Raw genomic sequence first — 26,786 nt, 5'->3', positions numbered from 1 at the left:
TTCATCATACGGACAAGGCACCCCCGTGTCTACGATCCGGAGACCCCCTGGGATCGGTACATGTGGCGTCACGGAACGGCACTGTCCGCAATGCGAAAGGGCGGGTTGCATGATGAACTTGCGGTTGCTTTACTGCATCCGCGGTCCCGGTGAGACGCTCGTCGGCCGGTGCTCGAACTGGCCGGACGACGGCAACGGATTGGGGAGAGCATGAACGCGGACGCGCCCCGGGCGATCGACGCGCTGGCACGGGATGTCGAACGGCTCGAGTCACTGCGTGAGGTCAAGGATGTACAGCGCGCTTACGCCCAGTTCAGTCAGTTCGGCCAGTGGGAAGCGATGGCGGCGCTGTTCGCCGAAGACGGCGAACTGCGCTGGGGCGAGGAAATCGCGACCGGACGCGAAGCGATCGCGGCGTGGCTGGAGGCCGACGCCGGCGCGATGGACGGCCGCACGCCGGGCACGCTGCACACCGAGATCGTCGACCAGCCGCTGGTGAACCTGTCGGCCGACGGCCGCACCGCCAAGGGCCGCTGGCACGGCATGCGATTCCTGGGCGACGGCAAGGGCCGGGCGCGGATTCAGGGCGGGCTCCACGAGAACGACTACGTTCTGGAGAACGGTCGCTGGCGGATCGCGGCCCTGCGTTATCACCCGCAGTACGAAGGCGACTACACCACCGGCTGGACCAACGTCGGCGACGACGGAATACCGATCACGCCACCACATTTCACCCTCGACGAGTCGGGCGTGCCCATTCCGCCGCCGTCCGGTCCCGCGCCCCGCACCACGGCGAGCGCGGCCGAACTGGCGGAGCGGATCGCGAGGCTGAACGACGAGGACGAAGTCCGCAATCTCCAGGCCGTCTACGGCTATTACGTCGACCGCAAGATGTGGAGCGACGTGGTCGATCTCTTCGCCGACGGTGCGGTCGTGCGGATCGACGGCGCCGGAGTCCACACCGGACCCGACGGCGTGCGCCGCGCGATGGAACGCATGGGGGCGGAAGGTCTCTCGCACGGCGAGCTCAACGACCGCCCGATCTTCGACCTGATCGTCGAGATCCGTCCCGGTGGGCAGGAGGCGATCGCGTGCGGATTCGAGATCGGCATGCTGGGAAACGCCGACAAGCGTGAGGGTTCCTGGGAGTTCTCCGTCTTCCGCAACCTTTTCGTCAAGGACGGCGGGTTGTGGAAACTGAAGGAACTGCATATCACGCCGCTGCTGGCCGCCGACTATTTCCAGGGCTGGGGAGACGGCGGCACGACGCCGGAAACCGAGCGTGTCGTGCCGGAGTTCCTCGAGGTGACGCGTAAGCGCGACGAGAGCGGGACCGGTGCGACCGAGGGGAGCGCGGACCCGTCGGAGGAAGAGCTGGCCGATCTCCGCCGCAGGCTGGCCCGTTCGGAAGCGTGGGACGGGACCGAGAACGTCTCGGCGGCCTACGGGTTCTACATCGACGACATGCAGTGGCCGGAGATGGCGGGCATCTTCGCGGTCAACGGCAACAAGTCCTCGCCCTTCGCCGGTTACTACTTCGGCCGGGAGCGCATTCTCGGCGCGGCCAACGCCTTCTACAAAGGTTCGCGGCCGGCGGATTTCCGGCGCGCCCGGATTTCCTACCATTGGCGCACGCAGCCGGTGATCATGGTTTCCCACGACGGCCGCTCGGCGAACCTGCGGACACGGCTGTTCCAGCCCCGCACCTCGCAGACCGTGACCCCGGACTTCACCGGCTTCGCCGGCGGCATGTATCCCAACGACCAGGCGGTCCTCGAAGACGGCATCTGGCGGTTGTGGAGCCTGACCATCGACGAACACTATTTCAATTCGCCCACCTGGGAAGGCGGCTGGGCGATGGCGGAGGATCGTCCGGCGGGCTCGCCGAACCCGCCACCGAGCAGGCTGCTGGAGATCTATCCGCCGGACGTCAAGCTCACCGAACTGGGCAAGCGCCAGGAAGGCTTCCGGGGCGGCGGGGGCACCACGATCGACTGGCCCGGCATTCCGCCGATGTGGTTCGGCTACCGCAATCCGGTGAGCGGCCGCGTGCCCGAACTCTACTGGCCCGACTGTGTCACCTACCGCCTGCGGCCCGAGTCGAGCATGACGGCGCACGGTTATCAGCTGCCGCCGACCGGGCCGTCGATCGACGGAGTGGATCTGGACTAGACCAGTCGGTCCCCGGAATTTTCCGTGTGCTCGCGAAGATGATGCGGGCACACGGAAAAACCACGTCCGTCCTTTGTGTATTCCTTGTCCTGGGCGAACTTCCCCGCCGCCGTTGACGAGTTTTTATTCCACGAGACGAAAGCCGTCTGCAGCCGGAGCGGTATATTGGCGACCCTTGTGGCCAACCAGAGCAAGGTCGTGACCCACTCCGCAAAGAAGCGGGAGAAGAAGTTGAGCAAGAGAATCAAGCACGTTCTCGCCCTCCTCTCGGTGGCCGTCGTGGTCGCCGCGTGCGGCGGCAACGGGCAGTCGGGCAATGACGCGGCCGGCGGTCCGCCGAAACGGGGCGGCACCCTCACCCTGCTGGAGCGCAACGATTTCGCGGGGGCATGGCCCAGCGGGCTGGACCCGGCCACCAACACCACCGGTGGCGCGAACATGACCCAGATGAACGCCATCTTCGGCGGCCTGTTCGTCTTGGCGGGCAACGACGACGGCAGCAACATCCACGTGCAGCCGGATCTCGCGAGCGGCTACGACCTCTCGCCGGACGGCAAGACGCTGAAGATCACCATCCGGGACGGCGTGAAGTTCAGCGACGGCACGCCGTTCGACGCCGAGGCCGTCGCCTTCAACTTCAAACGGGACGTCTCCTCGAGCTGTACCTGCGCGCCGAAGTGGCCGCTGGTCGCGGACAACCCGATCACCACCGAGGGCAACACGGTCGTGGTGAAGTTCACCCGCGCGAACGCCGCGGTGATCAACGGGTTCACCGTGTCGAACGTCAACTGGATCGCTTCGCCGACCGCGTTGCAGAAGATGGGGCCGGACCAGTTCAAGATCGCGCCCGTCGGCGCCGGGCCGTTCGTGGTGGACCACGACGTGCTCAGCACGGAACTGGACCTGAGCCGCAACCCGAACTACTTCAAGCCGGGCCAGCCCTATCTGGACAAACTGATCATCAAGGCCATCGGTGGTGACCAGCCCGCCTACCAGGCGATCCAGGCCGGTCAGGGCCAGGCCTACGAAAGCATGCAGACCACGCCGCTGGTCGAGCAGGCGAAGGCGAACAAGAACCTCCAGGTGACCGAATCCCTGCCGACCTCACCGTATGTCATCCAGCTCAACACCAAGATCGCGCCGTTCGACAACCAGCGGGCACGGGAGGCGATCTACTACGCGACCAACGCCGACGCCATCAACAAGGGGTTGTTCAAGGGCAACTACGCGGTGACGCAGTCGTTCACCGCGCCCGGCGGCCTGTTCTACAGCCCGTCGGTGCCCGGCTACCGCACCTTCGACCTGGAGAAGGCCAAGTCGATCGTGCAGGAACTGGGCGGCCTCACCGTCGACCTCGGCCTGCTGAAGAGTTACGTGGCCGAGCAGGTCGGCACCGCGTTGCAGAGCCAGTGGCAGGCGGCGGGCATCAAGGTGACCATGCATTCCGACCAGCTGAGCGGGACCATCCAGAACTTCAACTCCGGCAAGTGGCAGTCGATGCTGCAGACCGCCGGATCGTGGGATCCCGCCGCGGGCACCGGGGTGAGCTTCCGGTTCGCCTCGGGCGTGCCCTACAGCGGTGTCGCCGACCCGGCGCTGGACAACCTGCTCAACCAGGCCGCGGGCGACCTCGACCAGGCGAAGCGGAAGTCACTGTACGACCAGGCCGCCAAGCTGATCAGCGACAAGGCCTACGCGCCCTTCATGTTCACCATCACGCCGGCGAACGTGGTGGTCAAGGGCGTGCACGGAACCGGCCTGACCACCAAGCTGGCACCGGTCACCGGAGTCAACCCGACCATCCTGTGGGACACGGTCTGGATGAGCCAGTAAGCATGGTCAGTAAGCGCGGTCAGTAACCACCATGGAGGGCCCCGGCCGCCGGGGCCCTCCATCTTCTCAGCGGGCGGGCGCGTAGACGCGCACGTAGTCGACCCGCATCGCGGCGGGAAAGGGTGTGGCCGCGGTCGGGGGGCCCGGCCAGTTCCCGCCCACGGCCAGGTTCATCAGCAGGTAGAACGGGTGGTCGAAGACCCATTTCTGGCCCGGCGCGAGCCGGTCGGGGGTCAGCGTGAAATAGGTGGCGCCGTCCAGTTGCCAGTCGATCTTCGACGGTGACCATTCGACGCCGAAGGTGTGGAAGTCCTCGGCGACGCGCCGTCCGCCGGGCAACTGGCGGCTGCCGCCGATGCCCTGGTCGGTGAAACCCGGGCCGTGCGCGGTGCCGTAGACGGTGCCGGGTTCGGCGCCGACCGCTTCCATGATGTCGATTTCACCGTTGGCGGGCCAGGGGTGGCTGTCGTCGTCCGCGCCCATCGCCCAGAACGCCGGCCACAGGCCGGGGCCGTCGGGGATCTTGATCCGGGCCTCGAACCGGCCGTAGGCCTGGTCGAATCTGGCCTTCGTGGTGACCCGCCCCGAGGTGATGTCGCAGGACCCTTCGGCGCAGGGCGTCATGCCGGGCAACTGCTCATGGCGGGCGCTGATCAGGAGATTCCCCGTGCCGTCCTCGGCGACGTTCTCCCGCCGGCTGGTGTAGTACTGCCATTCCTGGTTGCCCCACCTGGGCTCGCCGCCGGTGTCGAAGACCCACTTGCCGGGGTCCGGCCCCGTGCCCGCGCCACCGTCGAACTCGTCGGACCAGATCAACCGCCACGCCCCCGCGCCGGACGGTGGTGGCGGTGGGGGCGCGGGAGGTGCCGGATCGGGCGACGGCGGGCCGATCACCACGCTCTCGGCCGTCGCCGGGCCGAGCGCGATGGCCGGCGGCGCGGATGACGTCGCCGCGAGCGGAGCGGGCGCCGCGACGGGCTGATCAGGGGTCGCGCCACACGCCGAGGTCACCAGGGTGGTCACCAGGAGGGCCACCACGGTGAGAAACCCGCGTTGCGCGGGCCGGACGGCTGTGATCACGCCGTTATCTTGCCGCTTGCGCGCCGGAGGTGATCTCGTCGCGCGCGATTGTTTCCCCAACGTGCAAGTGTCGTGCACAAGTTGTCTCCACGGCGACATCGAGACCGTTTCCACACGGAAACCTCACAAAGAAGCACATACGGTCTTCGCGCTTCCCCGGTGGTGTCAGCCCACGGGCTCGTTGGCGTGGGAGGAGACTCGGAAGGCGAGGGTAGTGAGCGTGGTCGAGCGGGCCGGCAGGGCTGGACCGAGCGCGGCACGGCTGATAGTCGCCGCGAGCGCGGGGGACCAGCGGGCACTCGACGCGCTGGTCGCCAAGTCCGTGCCCCTCGTGTACACCATCGTCGCCCGGACGCTGTCCGAGGACGCCGACATCGACAGGGTGGTCGAAGACCTCATGATCCGGGTCGTCCGGGACATCGGGGCCCTTCGTGACCCCCGCCGGTTCCGGTCCTGCCTGGTCGCGGGCGCGATCGACCAGATCCGTGCGCATCGCAAGCGTTACCGCGCCGGCGTCGTGGGCGGGCGCGGCGGCGAGGGTGCCGGGATCGACGAGGACGACGAGCAGCCGCCCCCGCCCGACCTGGAGTCGGAGCAGCGGGAGGAGCTCGAGCACGCGGCGCGCTGGCTGGACTACGAAGACCGCGAACTGCTGTCGCTGTGGTGGCTGGAACTCGCCGGGCACCTGACGGCCGCGGAAGTGACCGGGGCACTGGGGATCGACGCCCGCGAGATGGATCGCCGGGTGGCCAAGCTGAGCGAGCGGTTGGACGCCGGGCGGCTGCTGGTGCGGGCGCTGGTGGCGGTGCCGGTCTGTCAGGGGCTGGACCGGGAGGCCTACGACTGGACGGGCGAACCGACTCCCGGGTGGCGCAAACGCTTCTTCCGTCACGTCGGTACCTGTCCACGGTGTTGCCAGGCGGCGCTGGACATGCTGCCCACCGACGAACTGCTCACGGCGCCCGCGCTGCTGCCGTTGCCCTCCGGCTACACGGCGCGGGTGATAGCCGCCGTGCACGAGGAGATGCCGGCGGACACGCGGGCCGGTGAGGAGCCGAAGCCTCCCCGTTCGCGTTGGCGTTTCTTCGGCACGAAACCGGCGGTCATCGTGGCCGGTCTTTCGGCGGCCTGCGCGCTCGGCGGCTCCGCGATCGTGGTGCCCCGCCTGCTGGCCGATTCCACCGGTACGCCGCCCTCCGGCCCGTCGTCACCGGTGTCGAGCGCGACCGCGACGTCATCCGGGCCCGCGAGCAGCGCCGCGCCGCCACCGCCCGCCTCGCCTGCCGCGAACCCGCCCGCCGCGCCGCCCCAGGCCGGGCCGCCCCAAGCCGGGCCGAACAACACACCCCCGCGTCAACCGGCTCCGCCGAATGCTCTTTCCGGACCCGCCGAGCAGGTGCTCGCCCTGATAAACAGGGCACGGGCCGCGGCGAAGCTCCCGCCGTACCGGATGGACCCGGCACTGGTGGCCAGCGCGCTCGCGCACACCCAGACCATGTCTTCGGGTTGCGGGCAGTCGCACCAGTGCCCCGGTGAGGCTCCGATCGGCGACCGCGTGCGCGCGGTGGGCGTGCAGTGGAGCGCGGTAGGCGAGAACGTCGGCTCCGGCACCTCCGTCCCGGCGTCCGCCGTCGAGGACGTCGGGGTCGGCATCACGCAGCACATGCTCGACGAGAAGGCGCCCGACGACGGCCACCGCAAGAACATCCTGAGTCCGTCGTTCGGCAGGGTCGGCATCGTGGTCACCCGTGACCCGTCCGGTGCTCTGTGGATGACCCAGGACTTCGCGAACTGAGCGTTGGTACCGCGCCGGGACTCGGCCGGCGACAGCGGGGTGACCGCTGCCGTGTCCTTCCACACCGATCCCGAAGCCGCGGCCAGAAGCCAGTTCGGTGGGCTCATCGCCAGTGGCTGGCACGTCGGGGGCATCTTCATGCGGTTGTTCGCCGACCACTACCTGACCACGGTGGCGAGCCTGGCGTCGCCGGGCCTGGACGAGTTGCGCTGGAACGCTCCGGTCCGCCCCGGCGACCGTCTCAGGCTGCGTACCACGACCGTCGAGACCCGTCTTTCCCGGTCGAAACCCGATCGTGGTCTGGTGAAGACCAAAGCCGAACTGATCAACCAGCACGATGCGGTGCCGGCGACGATCGTCGCCGTGAACTTCATCGCCCGGCGTCCCCGCTGAAGCTCGTCCTTACCGGGAAAGGCGAACCGCCCAACCGCATTCGGCCTGTCGGAGCAATTCTCGTGCCGGAGCGTTGCCGGCGTTGTCTTCGGGAGCGCGGGGTGTGTATCACTGCTGATATTCCCCTGCCTCACCGAGGAGCGTGCGCACTGTGGCGAGCGAGAATGTTTCCCGGGTCTTCGGCATCGTCGATTCCGGTGACGCGGCGGCTTTCGGGAGGCTGTTCTCCGAAGGCGGCCGGATGGTCTTCGGCAACGGCGATCCGATCCACGGTCCGGACCGGATCGCCGAGAGCGTCGGGGAGTTCTTCGCCACGATCAAGGGGCTCCGGCACGCCGTGCGGAACGAATGGACGGTCGGACCGGACACGATCATCGAACTCGCCGTGACCTACGACCGTCTCGACGGGAAGACCGTCACCGTTCCGGCCGTGACCATGTGGCGTGCCGCGGACGACGGCCTGATCGACGACTATCGCATCTACATCGATCTCGCCCCCGTGTACGCCTGATCCCGGGTTTCGGGCACGGCGAGCCTCCGGGGCAACAGGAACGGTGTGCCCAGGAGGGCGACTCCCGCGAGGGCGATAGCCGCATGCGGGCCGGTGAACTGGGCAAGGAGGCCCCACACCACCGTGCACACCGCGGTGCTGGTGCCGGTCGTGGCCGACCAGGCGGCGAGCACTCGCGCCTGGCGGTCATCGGGGGTGTTGTTCAGCCGGTAGGTGGCCGAGACCGGGCTGAAGATGCTCACGCAGAGAATCAGCCCGAACTCGGTGACCATCACGATCAACAGCCCGGCGAGGCCGGGCCGGATGAACACCAGTCCGAGCGGCCAGCAGGCGCGCAGGGCGCCGAAGACCCGCAGCACCCTGGCTTCGCCCCAACGGGAGGAGATGCGCCGGGCGAGCCGTGACCCGATCAGCCCGCCGGTGCACGGAACGGCGAACGCCAGCCCGTACTCCCACACCGGGAATCCCAGGTGGGACAGCATCAGCACGGACAACAGCGGTTCGGTCGCCATGATCAGCGCGTTGACCAGCATGGTGTTGACGAAGAGCCGCCGCAGCGTGGGATGCGCGAACAGGTAACGCCAGCCTTCGACGATGTCGCTCCACCGGCGCACCTGGGGGTTTCGCGGCTTCTGGGGCTGTTCGGGTTCCCTGATCGCGGTGACGCCGATCGCCGAGAGGAGATAGCTCACCGCGTCGGCGACGACGGTGACCACCGGCCCCAGCAGCCCGATGGCGGCGCCGCCGAGGGGCGGCCCGACCATGGAGGCGGACCAGTTGGTGGACTCGAAGCGGCTGGTCGCCACCAGAAGCCGGTCACCGGGGACGATGCTTTTGAGATAGGCGCCGCTGGCCGCCGTGAACGCGATCTTCGCCGTCGCGGTGACGATGGAGACCGCCAAGAGTTGCGCGAACGACAACACGCCCAGCCAGTAGGCGAGCGGGATCGAGGCCAGCGCCCCGAAGCGGACCACGTCCATGGCGATCATGACCGGCCGCTTGGCGCGGAACTCCATCCACGGCCCGAGCGGGATCGCCAGCAGCGCCCCGATCGCCAGTCCGGACGCCGACAGCGCCGCCACTTCCGCCGAACCGGCGTTCAGGACTTCGATGGCGATGACCGAGAAGGCCCCGAACCCGAGCCAGGTTCCGTAGACGCTCACCGCGTAGGCGGCCCACAGCCACCCGAACGCTCGTCCCAGGCGCTCTCTTGGCCGCATCCTCGAAGCTCCTTCCCCTGAACACCGGTGTGGTCAAGGGATTCAAGCCGGTCGGCCCGCGTCGTCACCAACAACGGCTCCGGCGGCGTGCCACAACCGATCGTTGTGCGAGCTGGACCTCATGCACAAGGTGAGGTGCCAGTGGTGGTGAGACGTGACGCGCCCGCGAAGCTACGGGGGTGGGAAGGCAGGCGCTTTTCCGCCCGACTGGCGCCCAGAAGTGGATGTCACGGCCTGGCTGCCCGTACCCGTGGGCGCGTCCCAAACAACGCTGTAGGTTCTCCCGCGTGGATCTCGAGGGGGTTCGGACTTTCGTCGCGGTGGCCGGGGCAGGCCAGTTCCAGGCCGCCGCCGACGATCTGGACATCACCCAGCAGGCGGCGTCCAAACGCGTCGCGAGCCTGGAGCGGAGTCTCGGCGTGCGACTGTTCGCGCGGACCGCCAGGGGTGTCCGGCTCACCGTCGACGGGCAGGCACTGCTCCCTCACGCGCGCGAACTCCTCCGCGCGGCGGAACGCGCCAAAGCGGCCGTGACGCCGGGGCGCCGGGCCTTCCGGATCGACGTCGTCAACCGGAGGACCGCGCCCGCCAACCTCCTTTACGACTTCTACCGGCAACACCCCGGCATCGAACTCGATGTCGTCGTCCTGCCGGACGCCGACGCCGCTTCGGCACTGGCGGAGATCAGCGCGGGCACCGTGGACGCCACCTTCAGATCATTGCGGGACTCCGCGGGTGAACCCCCGCGCGGACTCCGGGCGGCACGGGTCATCGACGACCGGCACGAGGTGCTGGTCGGTCCCCGGCATCCGCTGGCGGATGTCAAGTCCGTGACGCCCGCCGGACTCGCCGATCACCCCATCTGGATGCCCAGCCTCACCGACCATCCCGAACCGGCGGGCTACTACCACGATCTGGCGAAGGCGTTCGGACTCACCATCGACATGCTCGGGCCGAGCTTCGGCGTCGAAGCGTTCCTCGCCGAAATCGCGGACTCCGCCGAACTCGCCACCTTCGTCGGCGAGGGATCCCGATATCTCTGGCCGGAAAGCTACGATCTCCGCCGGATCCCCGTCGTCGACCCGATTCCGGTCTATCCACTCTCGGTGATCTGGCGGGCGGACAACGCTCACCCTGTGCTCGCGAACTTTCTGGACTTCCTCCGGACCCGGTACCGGGCCACCGCACGCGACGACGTCTGGGTTCCCGGCTGGGCGCGCCGGTAGTTCGCCTGGTTTCCCGCCTTTCCGGGCATTCTCGCCGGCCCGCCGGTGAAAGGTGAAGGCATCCCCCTTATTTTCGGGTAATTGCGTGTCCGGTTGTCGCGGGCGAAGAAGATAGCGGAACCTGACTGGTGTTCGGTTTCGGTGGTGCTAGAGTGGAAAGTCCCACTGGCGGCGTGCACACCGGACGGTGGAGGACTTTCACGGACAAGATCCGTGACGGATTTTTGAATATCATTCAGGTAGTTTTGTGATGATTTCGCACGCCGGTCACGTGCTGGAAGAACCCGAAGCGATCCATCCGTCCAAGGAGATCCACGTGGGGAGAGCAGTCGACATCGCGGTCCAATCGCTTGATTCTTCAACTGTTGAGGACGAGCAAACCGAGGACAGCTATGCCCATCCCACCGTCCGGAGCCTGGCGACGGCGCTCGACGCGGTGGCGCCCGCGACGGCCACACCGCCCGAGCCTGCGAAGATCGGCAAGGACGCGACGATCTTCAGCCGGAACGTGCCCGTGTGTACCGATCTGCTCACCATCGGCGACCGCACGGTGATCCGCGAGGACGCGTTCTTTCCCGGCTACCGGGCCGTTTCCGGGGTGATCCGCACGGGCACGGTGACGCTGGGAAAGGGCGTCTTCGTCGGCGAGACCCCGCACGAGCACCGGAGTGGCAACCCGGCCAGGAAGACTTAGCGGACAACGAAAGTGTGAGGGGAGGAAGAACCGGATGGAAACGCGATCGCGGGAGGGCCATCGGTTCTGGCACGAGGTGCTCACCGCGGGCGGGCACACGGCGATCCCGCGATGGACCACCGAGCCCCTGCCGGGCTGGGCCGAGCACGAACTCATTCTCCCCGGTGATCTCGACGCGGACCTTCGGCGGCTCGCGAGTGAGTTCGCGGTGCCCTTCGGCTCGATCCTGCTCGCGGCGCACGCGAAGGTTGTCGCGGCGCTTTCCGGCGAGCAGGAGGTGACGACCGGTTACGCGGTGGCCGCGGACGGCCCGGTACTGCCCGCGCGGCTGACGGTCACGCCGGGATCGTGGCGCGAACTCGCCGGACGCGTCCGGCGGATCGAGCGCGAACTGTTGGCGCACAAGGACTTTCCGGTCGATGAACTCGTCCGTGAGCTCGGCGTGACCGGGCCGCTGTTCGACACCGTGCTCGATCTCTCCGGCGGGGCGGCCGATGAGGCGGTGCTCCGGGTGATTCCGGTGCGGCGCGATGGCCGGCTCGTGCTGCGGCTGCGGTACTCCACCCAGGCGATCGACGCGGAGAGCGCGGCGCGGATCGCCGGATATCACCGGAGGGCGCTCACGCTCATGACGGCCGACCCGGAAGCCGGGCACGAGCGGCAGAGCCTGCTTTCCGACTCCGAACTCCGGTTCCAGCTCGACGACCTCGCCGGAGAGCCGCATCCGTTGCCGGATCGCCGGTTCCACGAATTGTTCTCCGAACAGGTCCGGCTGCACCCGGACGCCGTCGCCGCGGTGCGGGGCGAAACCCGGCTGACCTACGCCGAACTCGACGCCAGGGCCAATCGCCTCGGCCGTGCCCTGCTGGCCCGCGGCCTGCGCGCCGAAGACGTGGTCGCCGTCGTGACCGAGCGGAACCTGGACTGGATGACCGCGGTGCTCGCGATCTTCAAGGCGGGCGGGGCCTACCTGCCGATCGAGCCGCACTTCCCGCCCGGCCGCATCGCGACCACGCTGTCCCGCGGCGGATGCCGGTTCGTGCTGACCGAACCGGGCAGCCACGCCACCCTCGACCAGGCGCTCACGAGTTTGCCCGGAGTGGCGGAGATCTTCATCGGCACGGCGCTGGCGGAGGAGCACTCCGGCGACGACCTCGGGGTCGATGTCGCGGCGGACCAACTCGCCTACGTCTACTTCACTTCCGGCTCCACCGGCGAGCCGAAGGGCGCGATGTGCGAGCACGCGGGCATGCTCAACCACCTCTACGCCAAGATCCGCGACCTGGGCATCGGCCAGGGCCAGGTGGTCGCCCAGACCGCGCCCCAGTGCTTCGACATCTCGTTGTGGCAGCTAATTTCCCCGTTGCTGGTCGGCGGCCGCACGTTGCTGGTCGAGCAGGAGGTGATCCTCGACGTCGAGCGGTTCGTGGACAGGATCGTCTCCGACAGGGTGGCGGTGCTTCAGGTGGTGCCGTCCTACCTCGAAGTGGTTCTGTCCTATTTGGAGCAATACCCGCGTGCCCTGCCCGACCTCCGCTGCGTTTCGGCGACCGGAGAGGCGCTCAAACCCGGCCTTGTCCGGCGCTGGTTCCGGGCCTGTCCCGGGATCAAGCTGGTCAACGCCTACGGGCTGACCGAGACTTCCGACGACACCAACCACGAGGTCATGGCCCGCGCGCCGGAGGACGACCGGGTCCCGCTGGGCCGTCCCATTTCGAACGTGCGGGTCTACGTCGTCGACGAGCATCTGATGCCGGTGCCGCTCGGCGCCCCCGGCGCGATCGTCTTCTCCGGCGTGTGCGTCGGCCGGGGGTATCTCAACGACCCCGAGCGCACCCGGCAGGCCTTCGGCACCGACCCGCACCGGCCCGGCGAGCGGCTCTACCGCGGCGGTGACTACGGCCGCTGGCTGCCCGGAGGCACCCTGGAGTTCCTCGGCCGCCAGGACACCCAGGTCAAACTCCACGGCTTCCGGATCGAGATCGGCGAGATCGAGAACACCCTGGCGCGCGTGCCGGAGGTCGCCGACGCCGCCGTGGTGGTCGCGGAGCGGGCCGGGGAGGGCAAGCAACTCGTGGCCTTCTACTCCGGCCACCGTCCGCCCGGCGCGGACGTGCTGCGGGACCGGCTGGCCGCGTCGCTGCCGGGTTACATGGTGCCCGCGGCGTTTCACTGGCGGGAAAAGCTGCCGTTGACCGCCAACGGCAAGATCGACCGGAAGTCGCTGACGGCCATCGCGGTGGAGGCCGCGGAGTCCGGCCGCTCCGCGACCGGTGAGCGGGACGGCCTCGCACCCCGCACCCCGGCCGAACGCCGCCTGGCGGCCGCCTGGGCGCGCGTGCTGGGCACGTCGCCGGAGCGGATCGGCCGCCGCGACCACTTCTTCGATCTGGGCGGCACGTCGCTCTCCGCGGTGAAGCTGGCGACGTTGCTGGACCGGGCGGTGTCCGTCCGGGACGTGATCCGGAACCCCGTGCTCGCCGATCTGGCCACCCTGGTCGACGGGCGGAGGGACGCGCGAACGAAAGAAGAGTGACATGGTGTCATCCCCGGCAACACTGTCCGATGTGGAGATCCGGCCCGGCAGGCCTGTAGTGCTCGGCGTGCAAGGGGGGCACGACCCGCGGGGCTGGGCCGCGGACCACGCGGGCGCGCTGCGCGACGCGGTCGCCGAGCATGGCGCGATCCTGGTTCGTGGCCTGGGTCTGCGTGACGCGGACGAGGTCACCGACGTGTTTCTGGCAGCCGCGCGTACCGGCCTGATGACGGAACGGGAGGCCTTCGCTTCGCGAAGCGCCTATGCCGAGGGCGTCTACTCCTCGTCACGATGGCCGCCCAACCAGCCGATGTGCATGCACCACGAACTCAGCTACCGGCTCGAGTTCCCGGGGCTGATGTTGTTCGCCTGCTTGACCGCGCCCGCCGAAGGCGGCGTGACGGGGGTCGCCGACGCCACGACCGTACTCGAGGCGCTGCCGGCCGACCTGGTCGACCGCTTCACCCGGCACGGCTGGCTGCTGGACCGGAGCTACAACGACGAGATCGGGGCTTCGGTCGCCGAGGCGTTCGGTACCGACGACCGCGCCGCCGTGGAGGCCTACTGCCGCGCCAACGCGATCGAGTTCGAGTGGCGCGACGGCGGGCTGCGCACCCGGCAGCGGCGCAGTGCCGTGGTCCGGCATCCGCTCACCGGGGCCAGGTGCTGGTTCAACCAGATCGCCTTCCTCAGCGAATGGACGATGGAACCCGAAGTGCGCGAGTACCTCGTGGACGTCTACGGCGCGGACGGACTTCCGTTCACCACCCGCTTCGGCGATGGCGAGCCGATCGGCGAGGACGTCGTGGGCCTGTTGAACGAGATCTACGAAGCCGGGACGGCGCGTGAGCCCTGGCAGGCCGGCGACCTGATGCTGGTGGACAACATCCGGGTCGCGCACAGCAGGGAGCCCTACTCCGGGCCACGCGAGGTGGTGGTCGGAATGGCCGACCCGGTCTCGCTTTCCGCGTGCTCACCCACGGTCGAGGTGACGACATGACGACCGGATCACCCGCCACCATAGTCGAAGCGACGAGCCGTTCCCCGGACGGCAGTCCGTCGTTCGCGGTGGTCTCCGGTGTCCAGGCCGAGCGCGTCCTGCACGGCCGCGAAAACCGGATCGTCGCGCTGATCGAGGCGACCTACCGGCTGCACAACGAGGGCGACTCGGTGAACCCGCCGTCCTACCTGATGTGTTTTCCCGACCGGCCCGCCGCGCGGATGATCGCGTTGCCCGCGTCGATCGGCGGGGGACTGCGGGTGGACGGGCTGACCTGGATCGCCAACTTCCCGGAGAACGTGCCCGCCGGCCTGCCGCGGACCTCCGCGGTGCTGATCCTCAACGACCACGACACCGGTTATCCGTTCGCCTGCCTGGAAAGCTCGATCATCGGTGTCACCCGGACCGCCGCGTCGGCCGCGCTCGCGGCGGGCTGGCTGAGCAGGTCGCGGCGGCATCCGGCGCGCGCCGGGTTCGTCGGCACGGGCATGGTCGCCCGCTACATCCACGCCTTCCTGGTCGGCACCGGCTGGTCGTTCGACGAGGTCGGCATGTACGACACCGGTGGCGTGTCGGAGTTCCAGGAGTACCTGGAGCAGGCGGGCGCCGGGGCCCGGATGGTCGAGCACTCCGACCTCGGCGAGTTGGTGCGCTCTTCCGACCTGGTGGTGTTCGCGACCCTGTCGCGGCGGCCCTATGTGCACGACGTGTCGTGGTTCGCCCACGATCCGCTGGTGCTCCACGTGTCGCTTCGCGACCTGGCACCGGAGGTCGTGCTCGCCTCGGCCAACATCGTCGACGACGTGGAGCACGCCCTGATCGGCAGGACATCACTGGCGCTGGCCGAGCGCCTGGCCGGTAACCGGGACTTCGTGAACGGCACGCTGGCCGACGTGATGGCGGGCCGGGTGCGGCTGCCCAGGAAAGGGCCGATCATCTTCTCGCCCTTCGGGCTCGGGGTGCTCGACCTCGCGGTCGGGAAGTACGTCTACGACGAGGTCGCCCGCACCGGTGACCTGCTCGTCGTCGACGACTTCTTCCAAGGACTTCGCCGGTACGGATGATCGAGAAGCGCTTCGAGGAGGGAAATCGTGCAGATCATATCGGCTCCCCAAAACTTCAATGAGGAGGAACTCTACGTCGACCTACAGCCGATCTTCGGGCACTCGCTGTACCTGAAGTGCGAGGGATTCAACTTCGCCGGCTCGATCAAGCTGAAGGCCGCGGCGGAGATGGTGGCGGCCGCGGAACGGGAGGGGGTGCTCCATCGGGGCTCCGTCCTGATCGAATCCTCGTCCGGCAACCTCGGCGTGGCGCTGAGCATGATCGCGGCGAGCAAGGGATACGGCTTCCTGTGCGTGACCGACTCCCGGTGCAACCTGTCGACCAGGCGCCTGATGGAGGCCCTCGGCGGCCGGGTGCACATCATCACGGAACCGGACGCGAACGGCGACTTCCTCGGCGCGCGGATCGACTACGTCCGAGCGCTCTGCGCCTCCGACGACCGGTATGTGTGGCCGAACCAGTACACCAACCCCTACAACTGGAAGGCGCACTACCGGACCACCGCGCCCGCCATCGCCCACCAGTTCCCCCGGCTGGGCGTGCTGTTCGCCGGGGTGGGGACCACGGGGACGCTGATGGGTTGCGCGCGCTACTTCGCCGAGTGGCACCGGCCGGTCCGGATCGTCGCTATCGACAGTGTCGGTTCGGTCGCCTTCGGTGGCACGCCGGGACGGCGGATGCTGCCCGGGCTCGGCACCAGCGTCCGGCCACCGTTGCTTGACGAGTCCTTTGTGGACGATGTGGTGCGGGTCGAGGAAGCCGACGCCATCCGGGCCTGTCACCGGATGGCCCGTCACGGCTTTCTCTTCGGTGGCTCCACCGGAACGGTGGTCAGCGGCGCGTCCGCGTGGCTGCGCCAGCACGACGTCCCGGGCGACCTGGATGCCGTGACGATCGCGCCGGACCTCGGTGAGCGCTACCTCGACACGCTCTACCAGACCAACTGGCTCCACGATCTCTACGGCGAACACGTGCTCAGCGACGAGGTGGTCGCCGCCGGTTCGCGGCGGTCCTGAGAAACGGACCGGCCCGGCACGCCGGGGAAAGCACATGCCGGACCGGAGGCGGTTCTCCCGGACTTCAGGAGGACTGGTGCCCGAGCGGGAACGCGTGGCGCGTCTCGACTTCGCCGCGCGTCCTGAAGACGAGATTGTCGAGCGCGAAACGGCCGGGGCCGGCGAAGACGATGATCAGGAAGGTCCAGCAGAACATCGCGGCCGATTCACCGTTGTTCGTGATCGGCAGCAGGCCGTTGGTCTGGTGCACGGTGAAGTAGGCGTAGGCCATGGACCCCGAACTGACCAGGGCGGCATAGCGGCTGCCCAGCCCGACGCACACCAGCGCGCCGCCGACCAACTGGATCGCCGCGGCCCACCAGCCGGGCCAGGTGCCCAGCGCGATCACGTTCTTGGCGCCGAACACGCCGAACAGACTCTTGGCGCCATGGCAGAAGAAGAGGAATCCGATGACGATCCGGAAGAGACCCAGAATGTGTTTTTGCGCAGCCGTGAGCCGGTCCATTGTTTTCCTCCGTCAGACTACACGGGCGGTCAGCTTCCTGACCGTCATTCGCCGTTGAATGGAAAATCAGTTATAGCAAGGGGCGCCGACGGGGATCGGACACTCGTGGCGTAAGGTCGCCGCAGGCGAAAGTCCTTGTCCCGCATGGTCACCGGCCGTCGGTGGGGCACCGGGCGGATCGTGCCTGGTCGGGGCCGGTTTCAGCCCTGGATGTCGCCTGGTTTCGTCCGCCGCGGGTGGGCGAATATTTTCGAACGCATTATGAAACTTTCCTGAAAGCGCATTCTCAAGCTGCCGCGCAGGTTTTTTCGGGTCCTCGGGTGATCCGCGACGGGGGCCGGTGTGGCTGATTTCAGCTTCCGGTGGAGGCTTTCGAACGGCGCTGCCGCACGGGTTGTCACGTCCGCTAGGGTGGCCGCGACCGCGCGACGGGAATGTCGCCGGACAGACGAAAGGGATCACCCGATATGTCCTCCCCCACCGATGACGCGGGCAACGTCGACGCGGTCCACCGTGAACCGCCTCCGTGGTTGCGGCGATGGCGTTTCCTGGTACTACTGGTCGCGACGTTCGTCATCATGGCGGCATTGCAGGAGTTGAGCGTCGCGCTCAGCGGCCTGGGTGTGGTCGAACTGGTGGTGGGCGTGGTGAGCGCGGCCGCGGCCCTGTTCGGTTACGACCGGTTGTGCAAGTTCGTCGAGGGGCGGACGGTCATCGCTGAACTGCCGCGCGAGTCGGCGCCGTCCGGGCTGTTGTGGGGAATGGGCATCGGGGCCGGCCTGTTCGTGGCCACCATCGGAATCATCGCGGTCTTCGGTGGTGTGGACCACATCGGCGGCGGCGGCGACTGGTGGAAGTTCCTCGCGACCATCGGGGTCATGGCCTGTACCGCGGCCACCGAGGAGGTCGTCTTCCGCGGTGTCGTCTACCGCATCACCGAAGAACGGTTCGGCACCTGGATCGCGCTGGTCGTCTCGTCGATCGTCTTCGGTGCGGTGCACCTGGCCGGGAAGAGCGAAGTCAGCGGTGGCGCGGAGGTGCTGGGCGTGGTCGGCATCATGATCCAGGGCGGACTGGTGACCGGCGCCGCCTACGCGGCGGGCCGCGCGTTGTGGGCGCCGATCGGCATCCACTTCGCCTGGAACCTGACCGAAGCCGGATTCGGCACCGCGGTGTCGGGCAAGACGAGCGAGTTCGGCAGTCTGGTCCAGACCATGTTGACCGGGCCGACGGCGCTCACCGGTGGTTCGTTCGGCCCGGAAGCGAGCGTGACCGCCAACGTGCTGGCGCTCGTGCCGGTCGTCCTCCTGCTGCGCTGGGCGGCGAAGAACGGCAAGGTCGTACGGCGCGGCGGGAGTTCCAGCCCGCGGGCCGCACAAGCATGAGGCCTGCTCAGCGGTGCAGCCACGTCAGTACCGACGTGGTGCCTGCGAGGAGCACGACGGCCGCCAGGTTGGTTCGCCAGTACTGGGCGAGCAAGGCCGCGAACTCGCGCAGGAAGGCGCTGAGCACGAAGTAGGTGGCGGTTCTCGCGCCCATCACGTCCAGTCGCAGGCGAAGCCGCCGTGCCAGCACGGCGGTCCGGAACATGTGGTAATTGCTGGTGACCGCGACCATTTTGCCGGTGTGGCCGTGCTCGGCGAGCACGGCCACACTGAACCGGAGGTTCTCCTCGGTCGAGGTGGCCTTGTCCTCCAGCAGGATCTTCTCCGCCGGTACCCCGGCCTCGCGCAGGTAGTCGCCCATCGCCTCGGCCTCGCTGACCGGTTCGTCGGGGCCCTGGCCGCCCGAGACGACCATCACCGGGTCCGTGGTGGCACTGCGTTTACGGCAGGCGATCGCCCGGTCGAGGCGGGCGGCCAGCAAGGGGGACACCCGTCCGTCGAGCAGTCCCGCGCCGAGCACGATGATCGCGTTCGCGTCCCGCTCCCGGCGGAAGGTTCCGTACAGGACCGAGTACGCCAGCAACGCGGCGAACAGGAACGCGAAGTAGCCGGTGATCACGAGCGACGTCAGCGCGATGGCGGTGAGCCAGGGAAAGCGGCCCAGCATGGCGGTGGCCGCCGTCGCGCCGAAGACCACCAGCAGGGCCACTCCGGCCAGTAACGAGAGCAGGTTCGCCAGGCCGTGGCCTTCCCTGCGCCACATCACGATCCCGTTGGCGATCAGTGCCCACGGCAGCACGAGCACGATCAGGGCCGCGATCGCCGCGAGCACGGCCAGGGCGAGGTTCCTCAGCCAGGAGATGCCGGCCACCTGATCCAGCAGCCACAACCCGGTCAGGCACGCCGCTACGCCGAACCACACGGCGTTTCCGAGGCGCCTGGGTTCCCGGAACACGCGGTAGGCGAAAACCAGCACCGCCACGAGGGCCACCAGTCCGAGTGCCATGGCCTCTCCCGCCCGTATCCGGTCGTGCCGCCGTCGCCGGGCAGATTTTCGCCGGGAACGGGAGGATCCCGTCGCCGCCCGAACGATACGTCATCCGGACGCAGGGCGGGACGCGAGCGGCCGATTGACGCTGCCGGGATTTGGTCTATACCATTTTTCCGAAAAGCCCGTCTCATTCGCGCGGCCTCGCGGCCCGAGCCCGTTCCTTCCTAGTCCGGTCACAACGACGTCCCGGAGAGTGGCCTGTGTCCACAGTGATCGATCGGCCGAGAATCCGTCCCTGGCGGCGCATCGTTTCCGCGGTTGCCGCCGTCCTTCTGCCGGTCGCCGGCACGGCGGTCTTCGCCTCCGCTCCGGCGGATGCCGCGAGCTCGCTTCCGTGCGACATCTACGCCGCGGCAGGCACTCCGTGCGTCGCCGCCCACAGCACGGCACGAGCCCTCTACTCCGGCTACAACGGCAGCCTTTACCAGGTCCGGCGCGCGTCGGACGGTGCCACGGCCGAGATCGGCCTGCTCTCACCGGGCGGCTACGCCAACGCGGTCTCGCAGGACACGTTCTGCGCGCACACGTCCTGCCTCATCACGGTCGTCCACGACCAGTCGCCGCAGCACAACGACCTGACCATCGAAGGTCCGGGCACCGCGGGCGGCCAGGACTCCGGGGCGAACGCGGCGGCGCTGACGGCGGTCGCCGGAGGCCACAAGGTCTTCGGCGTCTACATCGCTCCCACCACCGGCTACCGGCATTACGTGGGCGCCGGGGTCGCGCAGAACGGCCGCCCGGAGGGGATGTACATGGTGGCCAGCGGCACGCACGTGAACAACGGCTGCTGCTTCGACTACGGAAACGTCGAGGCCACGATCGCCGACAACGGCAACGGTCACATGGACGCGGTCAACCTCGGCACGACGTGCTTCTTCCCGCCGTGCGGCGGCAGCGGACCGTGGGTGGCGGGAGACCTGGAAAACGGCCTGTTCCAGGGCAACTACTCCAACACCGGCAATCTCGGCAACAACAGCACGTTCGTGACGGCACTGCTGAAGAACAACGGGCAGAACACCTTCGCGCTCAAGGGCGGTAACGCACAGTCCGGTGGCCTCACCACGTGGTACGACGGGACCCTCCCGTCCGGCGGCTATATGCCGATGCACCAGGAGGGCTCGATCGTGCTGGGGACCGGCGGTGACAACAGCAACGCCTCCGTGGGCACGTTCTTCGAAGGCGTGATGACGGCGGGCTATCCGTCGGACGCGGCCGACAACGCCGTTCAGTCCGACATCGTTTCCGTCGGTTACACGGGCTCGACCTCGTTGCCCGCCACCGCGGCCACCGTCACCGGACCCGGGGGCACCTGCGTCGATGTCGCGAGTGACGACCTCGGGGGCAACACCGCCCCGGTCCAGTTGTGGGGCTGCCAGTCGTGGGCCGTCGACCAGCACTGGACGCACAACTCCGACGACTCGCTGTCGACGATCGGTCGCTGCCTGGACGTCGTCAACGGCGGCACGGCGAAGGGCACGCAGGTCCAGTTGTACGACTGCAACAGCACCGGCGCCCAGAAATGGCTCCAGCAGGCCAATGGTTCGTTGCTGAATCCGCAGTCCGGTCGCTGCCTGGACTCGCCGCAAGGAGCCACCGGCAACGGCACCCGCCTCGAAATCTGGGACTGCAACGGTTCCGGTGCCCAGACGTTCTCCGTCAACGGAGGCGGAGTCGTCGACGGACCGGGGGGACAGTGTGTCGATGTGGCGAACGACGACAACGGGGTCAACGGGACGCCCGTGCAGTTGTGGGGGTGTCAGTCCTACGCGGTCGACCAGCACTGGTACCACAACGCCAACGGCTCGCTCGAAACGCTGGGCCGCTGCCTGGACATCGTGGGTAACGGCACCGCGCCGGGCACGCAGGTCGAGTTGTGGGACTGCGACGGCGTGGGCGGCCAGGTCTGGGCGCCGCAGGCCGACGGCTCGTTGCTGAATCCGCAGTCCGGACGCTGCCTGGACGCCACGGACGGAGCCACCGGCAACGGCACCCGGTTGCGGATCTCGGACTGCGACGGCAGCCCGGCGCAGAAGTTCACCTTGAGCTGACGACGCGCCGATGAGTTTCCGGGCCGACGCTGGTCTGCATGGGTAACCACAGTCTGAAGGAGGCTCCGCGATGAGCAAGACCGTAATCGGGACCGGCATCCGCCAGGTGAACCTCGTGTGCCTGCCCACCCCGGATCTGGACACCGTGATTTCGTTCTACGAGTCACTCGGCTTCGAGAAGCGCACGGACGTTCCGATGGGCGACAAATACCGCTGGGTGGAGGTCTACCCGCCGGAGGGCGCCACCGGCATCGCTCTCGCACCGCCGCGCGAGGGCACCGAAGCCACCCCCGCCGAGACCGGGATCATCCTGACCACCGACGACATCGACGCCACCCACGCGGAGTTCAAGGCCCGTGGCGTGGACGTCGACGCCGAGGTGGCACGGATGGGCGACCCCGTGCCGCCGATGTTCTGGTTCCGGGACCCCACCGGCCACAGCCTGATGGTCGTGGAAAACACCGGACAAGGCTGAGCTACCGAGGTTACCGGGCGGCGTCCCGTGTTCCGGCGCGGGACGCCACCCTCTCCAGCGGATCGCCCATCAGCGAGGAGAAGCCGAGCTCACCGGCACCGATCAGGGTCGCGTCGTCCCCGAGTGCGGAAACGCTCAGCCGTACCCGTTCCCGGGCGACGGGCAGCACGTTGATCTCCATGCGCGCGCGGACCTGCGCGGCCGTGCCGGGGTAGATGTCACGCAGCATCCCGCCGAAGACCACGACGCCGGGGTTGAACAGGTTGATCAGGTTCGCCACCCCGATGCCGAGCCAGTCGCCGATGCGGCCCAGCGCCGCCCCGGCGACGGGATCGCCGCGGCCGGCGTCGGCCACGACGGCCCGCACGGCATCGCGGCCGAACAGGTCCGCCGGGCGTCCGGCGGCGTCGAGCAGGGCACGTTCGCCGACCTCGGCCTCCAGGCATCCGCGCGATCCGCAGCCGCACGGTCGTCCGTTGTGCGGGTTGACCACCATGTGCCCCAGCTCGCACCCGTAACCGCCGTCGCCGTCCAGCAGTTCGCCGCCGACGATGATCCCTCCGCCCACACCGACATCTCCGTGCAGGTAGATCAGGTTCGCCCAGCCCGCGCCGGCGCCGCGCCGCTGTTCGGCCACCGCCCCGAGATGTGCCTCGTTGCCCACCGCCACGGGCAGGCCCAGCCCCAGGCGGCGGCCGAGTTCGGCACCGAACGCCTGGTCCACCCACCCCATGTCGGGCCCGAAGCGGACCATCCCGTCGCCCGGCCTGATCATGCCGCAGTACGACGCGCCGAGGCCGACGCAGAGCGACTCGGGCGGCGCCGCCCGGTGCAACTCCCGGCCGAACCCGGCGACCACGTCGACGACGTACTCGAGATCGGCTCCGGCCCGGACGCGGGGCGCCACGCGACGGTCCAGCACTTCCCCGCCCAGCCCGATGCGCGCCGCGACCAGCCGGTCCACCGCCACGTCGAAGGCGAGCACGTACACCCGGTGCGATTCGGGCCGCACCATCAACGACGGCCGGCCCGGCTGGCGGGCGCCCGTCGGATGCTCTTCACGGACCAGTCCGGCCGCGCTCAGTTCCGCGGTCAGGCCCATGATGGTGCTGCGGTTCAGGCCCATGCGCTTCGCGAGCACCGCGCGGGAGACGGGGCCGGTGGTGTGGACCAGCCGGAGCAGAGCGCCGAGATTGTGCCTTCGGATCTCCTCCGGCACCAACCCGACCTCTGGCGTGGTCTGGGTTTTCAGCATTCGCGATGCCTCGCTCCATGGACGCCTGTGGAGAAAAAGAAGGCTACTTCATCGAACCACGACGGAACGACGACCGCGAGGCCGGCCGAAGGGCGGGAGACGAAAGTTACCTGCTCTCGCCGGGTCCCGCCCGGCCGTCGTCGGCGCAGGCGGCGAGCCGGCGAGCCAGTGCGTGCACCTCGTCACGGAGGGCCTCGGGATACTCGATCACGAACGGGCGGTTCAGCCAGGCGAGCGCGGACGGGACCCATTCCAGCCGCTCGGCCCGCAGCCGGACCCGCACCCATTCTTCTCCGGGCAGTTCCCGCACGACGGCGATCCCGGACGGCAGCCGGGCCTTGACCTCGTCGGCGGACATCTGGATCCGGAACGACACTTCGTGCAGGTAGGGGACCTCGGCGAGGCGGGAAAGGACGTGGGCTTCCGGGTCGAACCCGGCGGGCACCTCGAAGGACCCGGGTGCCGTCGTGGTGCTTTCGATCCGGTCCAGCCGGAAGGTGCGCACCTCGCCGCGGGCCGAGTCCGCGCCGGTCACGTACCAGCGCCCGGAGTGGGCGACGATGCCGTACGGGTGCACCGTGCGTTCGCTGCGCCGCCCGTTCCAGGCGGTGTAGGCGATGGCGACCGGCCTCCGGTGGCGTGCCGCTTCCGCGATCGTCAGCAGCACGTCCGTCTCCGGCGTGACCACGGGCCGGGCCGGGACGGTGAAGCCGGCGGTGGCCAGGAGTGCGTCCAGCCTGCGCCCGAGCGCCTCGGGCAGCACCCGTCGCACCTTGGCGGTGGCGCTCTCCGCCGCCGCGACGGACGTGGTGACCAGTCCGGCCCGCCTGCCCGCGACCAGCCCCAGCAGCACGGCCAGCGCTTCCTCGTCGGTCAGCATCAGCGGAGGCATCCGGTAACCGGGGGCGAGCCGGTAACCGCCGTACCGGCCGCGCACCGACCGGACCGGGACGTCCAGGTCGATCAGGTGGCCCACATAGCGGCGGACGGTGCGCTCGTCCACGCCGAGCCTCCCGGCCAGTTCGGTGACGGTGCGGGTGCCGCCGGACTGGAGGATCTCCAGCAGTGCGAGCACCCGGGCGGTCGGTCGCGTCATGAGCCGCATTCTCTCCTGGATACCGGGCGGATCCTGTCCGATATCGTTCCTAGCGTAGGCGTTATGGCAACCTACGTACTCATTCCCGGGTTCTGGCTCGGTGCTTGGGCCTGGCGCCCGGTAACCGCCGAGTTGCGGACCCGCGGGCACGACGTCCACCCGCTGAGCCTGACCGGGATGGCCGAACGGGCGCACCTGGCCCGGCCCGGCACGGACCTGGAAACCCACATCACCGACGTGCTCAACCTGATCCGCTACGAAGAGCTTTCCGACGTGGTACTGGTCGGGCACAGCTACGCCGGTGCCGTGGTGATCCCGGCCGTCGCCGACCGGATACCGGAAAGCGTCAGCCGCCTGGTGTTCATCGACAGCGGCCCGTTGCCGGACGGCATGTGCCAGGCGGAGTTCCCTCCGCCGGAGGAGCGGGCCCGCATCGCCGAACTCGTGCGCACGGCCGGGCACGGCAGGCAACTGCCGCCCCCGGACTGGTCAGGGCCCGCGGCCCAGGTGGGCGGCCTGCCCGACGACGTGCTCGAACGGCTCGAGCGGTTGTCGGTGCCCCAGCCGTGGGCCACCGCGACTTCGCCGGTCCACCTCACCGGTGCCTGGCGGAAACTGCCCCGGCTGCACGTGCTGTGCAGCTTCGGGATCGAGCAACTCCGGGCGAAGATCGAGACCGAGAAGGCTTTCCAGCCGATGGAGACCGGCGACTGGGACTACCGGGAGTTGCCAAGCTGGCACTGGCCGATGTTCGACCGGCCCGGAGAGCTGGCGGCGATCCTGCACGAGGTGGCTTGACGCGGTTTTCCGCGCGGTGGCTTGAACGTCTCGTGCCCTAAAGGGCACTGTCGGACAGTTCCTGGGGCGATCCGAAAATCATGACCGGTACCAGCCTCTCGAGGCAACATCGCCTACGCACGGGTACCGTCGCATTGAGGAAATGTCGTTCGGGAAGGCGCGGGTCATCGAGCGCGGCCGCCGTCACGGCGATGCGTTCCGCGGTGAGTTCGACGCTGTAGCCACCGGGCCCGACGTGCGGTCATCGGGCGCTCGCCGGCCGTAGCGATGCCACGCCATCGGCGGTCGGGTGGGGGTTTTCCACCTGGTCACGCGGTATGCCGGTTCCGGCCCTGTGATCCGGCGCGGCGCGCGGTGCGGGTCACGGCGGACTCTTGCCTGCTCCGGAAAACCGTGTCATGCTGCTTGACGCATCGCGAACATGCTGTTCGCATAACGAAAGATTGGCCTTCGAGGATCGGCGGAATCCGGGATGTTCCAGAAGTTGCTGAAGTCTGCCCAGCGACCTGTCATCGGTACCTTCGTCAAGTTGCCCGCCCTGGAGGTCGCCGAGATCATCGGCGCGGCGGGATTCGACTTCGTGGTCATCGACACCGAGCACGCATTGCTCTCGGTCCGCGATGTGTACGCGATGATCGTCGTCTACTCGCGCGCGGGTGTGGCCCCCCTGGTCCGGATCACCGACCACGGTTACGGCGACGGGCAGCGGTACCTTGACGCCGGCGCGGCGGGGATTCTCGTGCCCCACGTGTCCAACGCGCAGCAGGCGGCGTCGACCATGAACCAGTTCCTGTTCCCCCCGGCAGGCACCCGCGGGATGGGTTTCGCCGCGCGGGCCGGTGAGTGGGGGAGCATCGAGGGCGGCGCCGCCGAATACGTCCGGCGAGGGCAGGAAGACGTCGCGCGCATCGCGATGGTCGAAGAGCAGGAGTCGGTCGACGACCTCGAGGGCATCCTGGCCGCGCCCGGGGTCGACGCCGTTTTCATCGGACCGGGCGACCTTTCCCTGAGCATGGGCGTGCCCGGCGGGTCGCAGCCGGTCCGCGACGCGGTCACCCACTCCATCAAGACGGCGGTCAAGGCGGGCGTCCCGGTCGGCACCGTCGTGACGGCCGAGGCCGACATTCGCCTGCGCATCGAACAGGGCTGCAGCTTCATCATGGTCGGCAACGACACGGGGATGATCAACCGCGCCGCCCGGCAGACCATCGCGCAGGCCAAGGCGGTCACCGAGGAGATCGCCGCCGGGACGGTGAGTGCGTGATCGGCGCAGGCTCGAAATGCGACATCGTACGGCGTGCGGCACGCTGAACAGGTACCCCCGGCCGCGCTGCCCGCGGTGCATGGCGGACGCTCGCCGATTCGACAGGGGCGACGACAAAGCGATCCGCAACCGACCCCCGCGGTAGACACCCGTTTCCGCCGCGGCTGACGTCGGATAGGTAAAGAAAGACACAGTATGGCTTATGTGGACGCTCCCGACCCGGGATCGGTCCACATCGGGATGCCGGTGCGGTCCGGGAAAGGACTCGGACCGCGAGAACGGATCCGGTTGGTATTCCAACTGGCTGGGCAGGAAGGGATGGATGTCGGGTGGCTTACGCGAAGGATGATCTTCGTTCGGCGTTGTCG

Annotated in this window: 22 protein-coding genes; 16 read left to right on the top strand and 6 right to left on the bottom strand. The window is 68.6% G+C overall.

Annotated features, from left to right (window positions below):
* Nucleotides 1-210: 210 nt before the first annotated feature.
* Entirely contained in the window at nucleotides 211-2,172 is a 1,962-nt protein-coding gene (locus tag ACFSXZ_RS41115; protein ID WP_378271990.1) for a nuclear transport factor 2 family protein, read from the top strand.
* A gap of 231 nt (nucleotides 2,173-2,403) precedes the next feature.
* Nucleotides 2,404-4,005 carry an ABC transporter substrate-binding protein gene (locus ACFSXZ_RS41110; protein WP_378271989.1) on the top strand — a complete coding sequence of 534 codons (1,602 nt, stop codon included), beginning with the start codon at nucleotides 2,404-2,406 and terminating at the stop codon, nucleotides 4,003-4,005.
* 66 nt (nucleotides 4,006-4,071) lie between these two features.
* Here the strand turns inward: ACFSXZ_RS41110 and ACFSXZ_RS41105 are convergent, their stop codons facing one another.
* Complete coding sequence (locus ACFSXZ_RS41105; RefSeq protein WP_378271988.1) at nucleotides 4,072-5,085, bottom strand: glycoside hydrolase family 16 protein; 1,014 nt, start codon at nucleotides 5,083-5,085, stop codon at nucleotides 4,072-4,074.
* 214 nt (nucleotides 5,086-5,299) lie between these two features.
* On the opposite strand from ACFSXZ_RS41105, the gene ACFSXZ_RS41100 reads away from it, so the two are divergent.
* The 3 genes from ACFSXZ_RS41100 (at nucleotide 5,300) to ACFSXZ_RS41090 (ending at nucleotide 7,784) form a co-directional block, all read left to right on the top strand.
* Nucleotides 5,300-6,880, top strand: a complete 1,581-nt coding sequence (locus ACFSXZ_RS41100; RefSeq protein WP_378271986.1) for a CAP domain-containing protein — start codon at nucleotides 5,300-5,302, stop codon at nucleotides 6,878-6,880.
* Between the two features lie 51 nt (nucleotides 6,881-6,931).
* The gene (locus tag ACFSXZ_RS41095) at nucleotides 6,932-7,273 is read left to right on the top strand and encodes a MaoC/PaaZ C-terminal domain-containing protein (RefSeq protein ID WP_378271985.1); all 342 of its coding nucleotides are present in this window, start codon (nucleotides 6,932-6,934) and stop codon (nucleotides 7,271-7,273) included.
* 151 nt (nucleotides 7,274-7,424) lie between these two features.
* Complete coding sequence (locus ACFSXZ_RS41090) at nucleotides 7,425-7,784, top strand: nuclear transport factor 2 family protein (protein ID WP_378271984.1); 360 nt, start codon at nucleotides 7,425-7,427, stop codon at nucleotides 7,782-7,784.
* On the opposite strand, the gene ACFSXZ_RS41085 is transcribed toward ACFSXZ_RS41090, so the two are convergent.
* Nucleotides 7,754-9,004: an MFS transporter gene (locus tag ACFSXZ_RS41085; protein WP_378271983.1), complete on the bottom strand. Its 1,251-nt coding sequence runs from the start codon at nucleotides 9,002-9,004 to the stop codon at nucleotides 7,754-7,756. The genes ACFSXZ_RS41090 and ACFSXZ_RS41085 overlap by 31 nt on opposite strands.
* A gap of 287 nt (nucleotides 9,005-9,291) precedes the next feature.
* Between ACFSXZ_RS41085 and ACFSXZ_RS41080 the strand changes: the two genes are divergently transcribed.
* From ACFSXZ_RS41080 to sbnA, 6 genes are all read left to right on the top strand, one after another.
* Nucleotides 9,292-10,230, top strand: a complete 939-nt coding sequence (locus tag ACFSXZ_RS41080) for a LysR family transcriptional regulator (protein ID WP_378271982.1) — start codon at nucleotides 9,292-9,294, stop codon at nucleotides 10,228-10,230.
* Nucleotides 10,231-10,480: 250 nt separating this feature from the next.
* Nucleotides 10,481-10,924 (top strand): hypothetical protein, encoded by a 444-nt coding sequence (locus ACFSXZ_RS41075; protein WP_378271981.1) that lies wholly within the window; start codon nucleotides 10,481-10,483, stop codon nucleotides 10,922-10,924.
* A gap of 34 nt (nucleotides 10,925-10,958) precedes the next feature.
* The gene (locus ACFSXZ_RS41070) at nucleotides 10,959-13,460 is read left to right on the top strand and encodes a non-ribosomal peptide synthetase (RefSeq protein WP_378271979.1); all 2,502 of its coding nucleotides are present in this window, start codon (nucleotides 10,959-10,961) and stop codon (nucleotides 13,458-13,460) included.
* Between the two features lies 1 nt (nucleotide 13,461).
* Complete coding sequence (locus tag ACFSXZ_RS41065) at nucleotides 13,462-14,460, top strand: TauD/TfdA family dioxygenase (protein ID WP_378271978.1); 999 nt, start codon at nucleotides 13,462-13,464, stop codon at nucleotides 14,458-14,460.
* Nucleotides 14,457-15,524, top strand: coding sequence for a 2,3-diaminopropionate biosynthesis protein SbnB (sbnB, locus tag ACFSXZ_RS41060; RefSeq protein ID WP_378271976.1), 1,068 nt, complete (start codon nucleotides 14,457-14,459; stop codon nucleotides 15,522-15,524). The genes ACFSXZ_RS41065 and sbnB overlap by 4 nt, the downstream gene beginning before the upstream one ends.
* A gap of 27 nt (nucleotides 15,525-15,551) precedes the next feature.
* A complete protein-coding gene (sbnA, locus tag ACFSXZ_RS41055) occupies nucleotides 15,552-16,541 on the top strand; it encodes a 2,3-diaminopropionate biosynthesis protein SbnA (RefSeq protein WP_378271975.1) in 990 nt (329 codons plus the stop codon).
* 64 nt (nucleotides 16,542-16,605) lie between these two features.
* On the opposite strand, the gene ACFSXZ_RS41050 is transcribed toward sbnA, so the two are convergent.
* A complete protein-coding gene (locus tag ACFSXZ_RS41050) occupies nucleotides 16,606-17,046 on the bottom strand; it encodes a DoxX family protein (RefSeq protein ID WP_378271974.1) in 441 nt (146 codons plus the stop codon).
* A gap of 467 nt (nucleotides 17,047-17,513) precedes the next feature.
* On the opposite strand from ACFSXZ_RS41050, the gene ACFSXZ_RS41045 reads away from it, so the two are divergent.
* Complete coding sequence (locus ACFSXZ_RS41045) at nucleotides 17,514-18,431, top strand: CPBP family intramembrane glutamic endopeptidase (protein ID WP_378271973.1); 918 nt, start codon at nucleotides 17,514-17,516, stop codon at nucleotides 18,429-18,431.
* Nucleotides 18,432-18,438: 7 nt separating this feature from the next.
* On the opposite strand, the gene ACFSXZ_RS41040 is transcribed toward ACFSXZ_RS41045, so the two are convergent.
* Nucleotides 18,439-19,437: a YdcF family protein gene (locus tag ACFSXZ_RS41040; RefSeq protein WP_378271971.1), complete on the bottom strand. Its 999-nt coding sequence runs from the start codon at nucleotides 19,435-19,437 to the stop codon at nucleotides 18,439-18,441.
* Between the two features lie 245 nt (nucleotides 19,438-19,682).
* Between ACFSXZ_RS41040 and ACFSXZ_RS41035 the strand changes: the two genes are divergently transcribed.
* The gene (locus tag ACFSXZ_RS41035; RefSeq protein WP_378271970.1) at nucleotides 19,683-21,530 is read left to right on the top strand and encodes an arabinofuranosidase catalytic domain-containing protein; all 1,848 of its coding nucleotides are present in this window, start codon (nucleotides 19,683-19,685) and stop codon (nucleotides 21,528-21,530) included.
* 70 nt (nucleotides 21,531-21,600) lie between these two features.
* Nucleotides 21,601-22,005 carry a VOC family protein gene (locus ACFSXZ_RS41030; RefSeq protein WP_378271968.1) on the top strand — a complete coding sequence of 135 codons (405 nt, stop codon included), beginning with the start codon at nucleotides 21,601-21,603 and terminating at the stop codon, nucleotides 22,003-22,005.
* A 10-nt stretch (nucleotides 22,006-22,015) separates the two neighbouring features.
* Here the strand turns inward: ACFSXZ_RS41030 and ACFSXZ_RS41025 are convergent, their stop codons facing one another.
* Both ACFSXZ_RS41025 and ACFSXZ_RS41020 read right to left on the bottom strand, forming a co-directional pair.
* Nucleotides 22,016-23,260, bottom strand: coding sequence for an ROK family protein (locus ACFSXZ_RS41025; RefSeq protein WP_378271966.1), 1,245 nt, complete (start codon nucleotides 23,258-23,260; stop codon nucleotides 22,016-22,018).
* A 106-nt stretch (nucleotides 23,261-23,366) separates the two neighbouring features.
* Nucleotides 23,367-24,356, bottom strand: a complete 990-nt coding sequence (locus ACFSXZ_RS41020) for a helix-turn-helix transcriptional regulator (RefSeq protein WP_378271965.1) — start codon at nucleotides 24,354-24,356, stop codon at nucleotides 23,367-23,369.
* Nucleotides 24,357-24,419: 63 nt separating this feature from the next.
* On the opposite strand from ACFSXZ_RS41020, the gene ACFSXZ_RS41015 reads away from it, so the two are divergent.
* Together ACFSXZ_RS41015 and ACFSXZ_RS41010 are read left to right on the top strand one after the other, a co-directional pair.
* Complete coding sequence (locus ACFSXZ_RS41015; RefSeq protein WP_378271964.1) at nucleotides 24,420-25,154, top strand: alpha/beta fold hydrolase; 735 nt, start codon at nucleotides 24,420-24,422, stop codon at nucleotides 25,152-25,154.
* Between the two features lie 472 nt (nucleotides 25,155-25,626).
* Complete coding sequence (locus ACFSXZ_RS41010; protein WP_378271962.1) at nucleotides 25,627-26,418, top strand: HpcH/HpaI aldolase family protein; 792 nt, start codon at nucleotides 25,627-25,629, stop codon at nucleotides 26,416-26,418.
* Nucleotides 26,419-26,786: the final 368 nt, after the last annotated feature.

The organism is Amycolatopsis pigmentata (assembly GCF_042684065.1).
In the GTDB taxonomy this organism is placed as follows: Bacteria; Actinomycetota; Actinomycetes; order Mycobacteriales; family Pseudonocardiaceae; genus Amycolatopsis_E; species Amycolatopsis_E pigmentata.
Note: the sequence above shows the minus strand (reverse complement) of the source record. Positions and strands in the feature narration are given on the sequence as shown.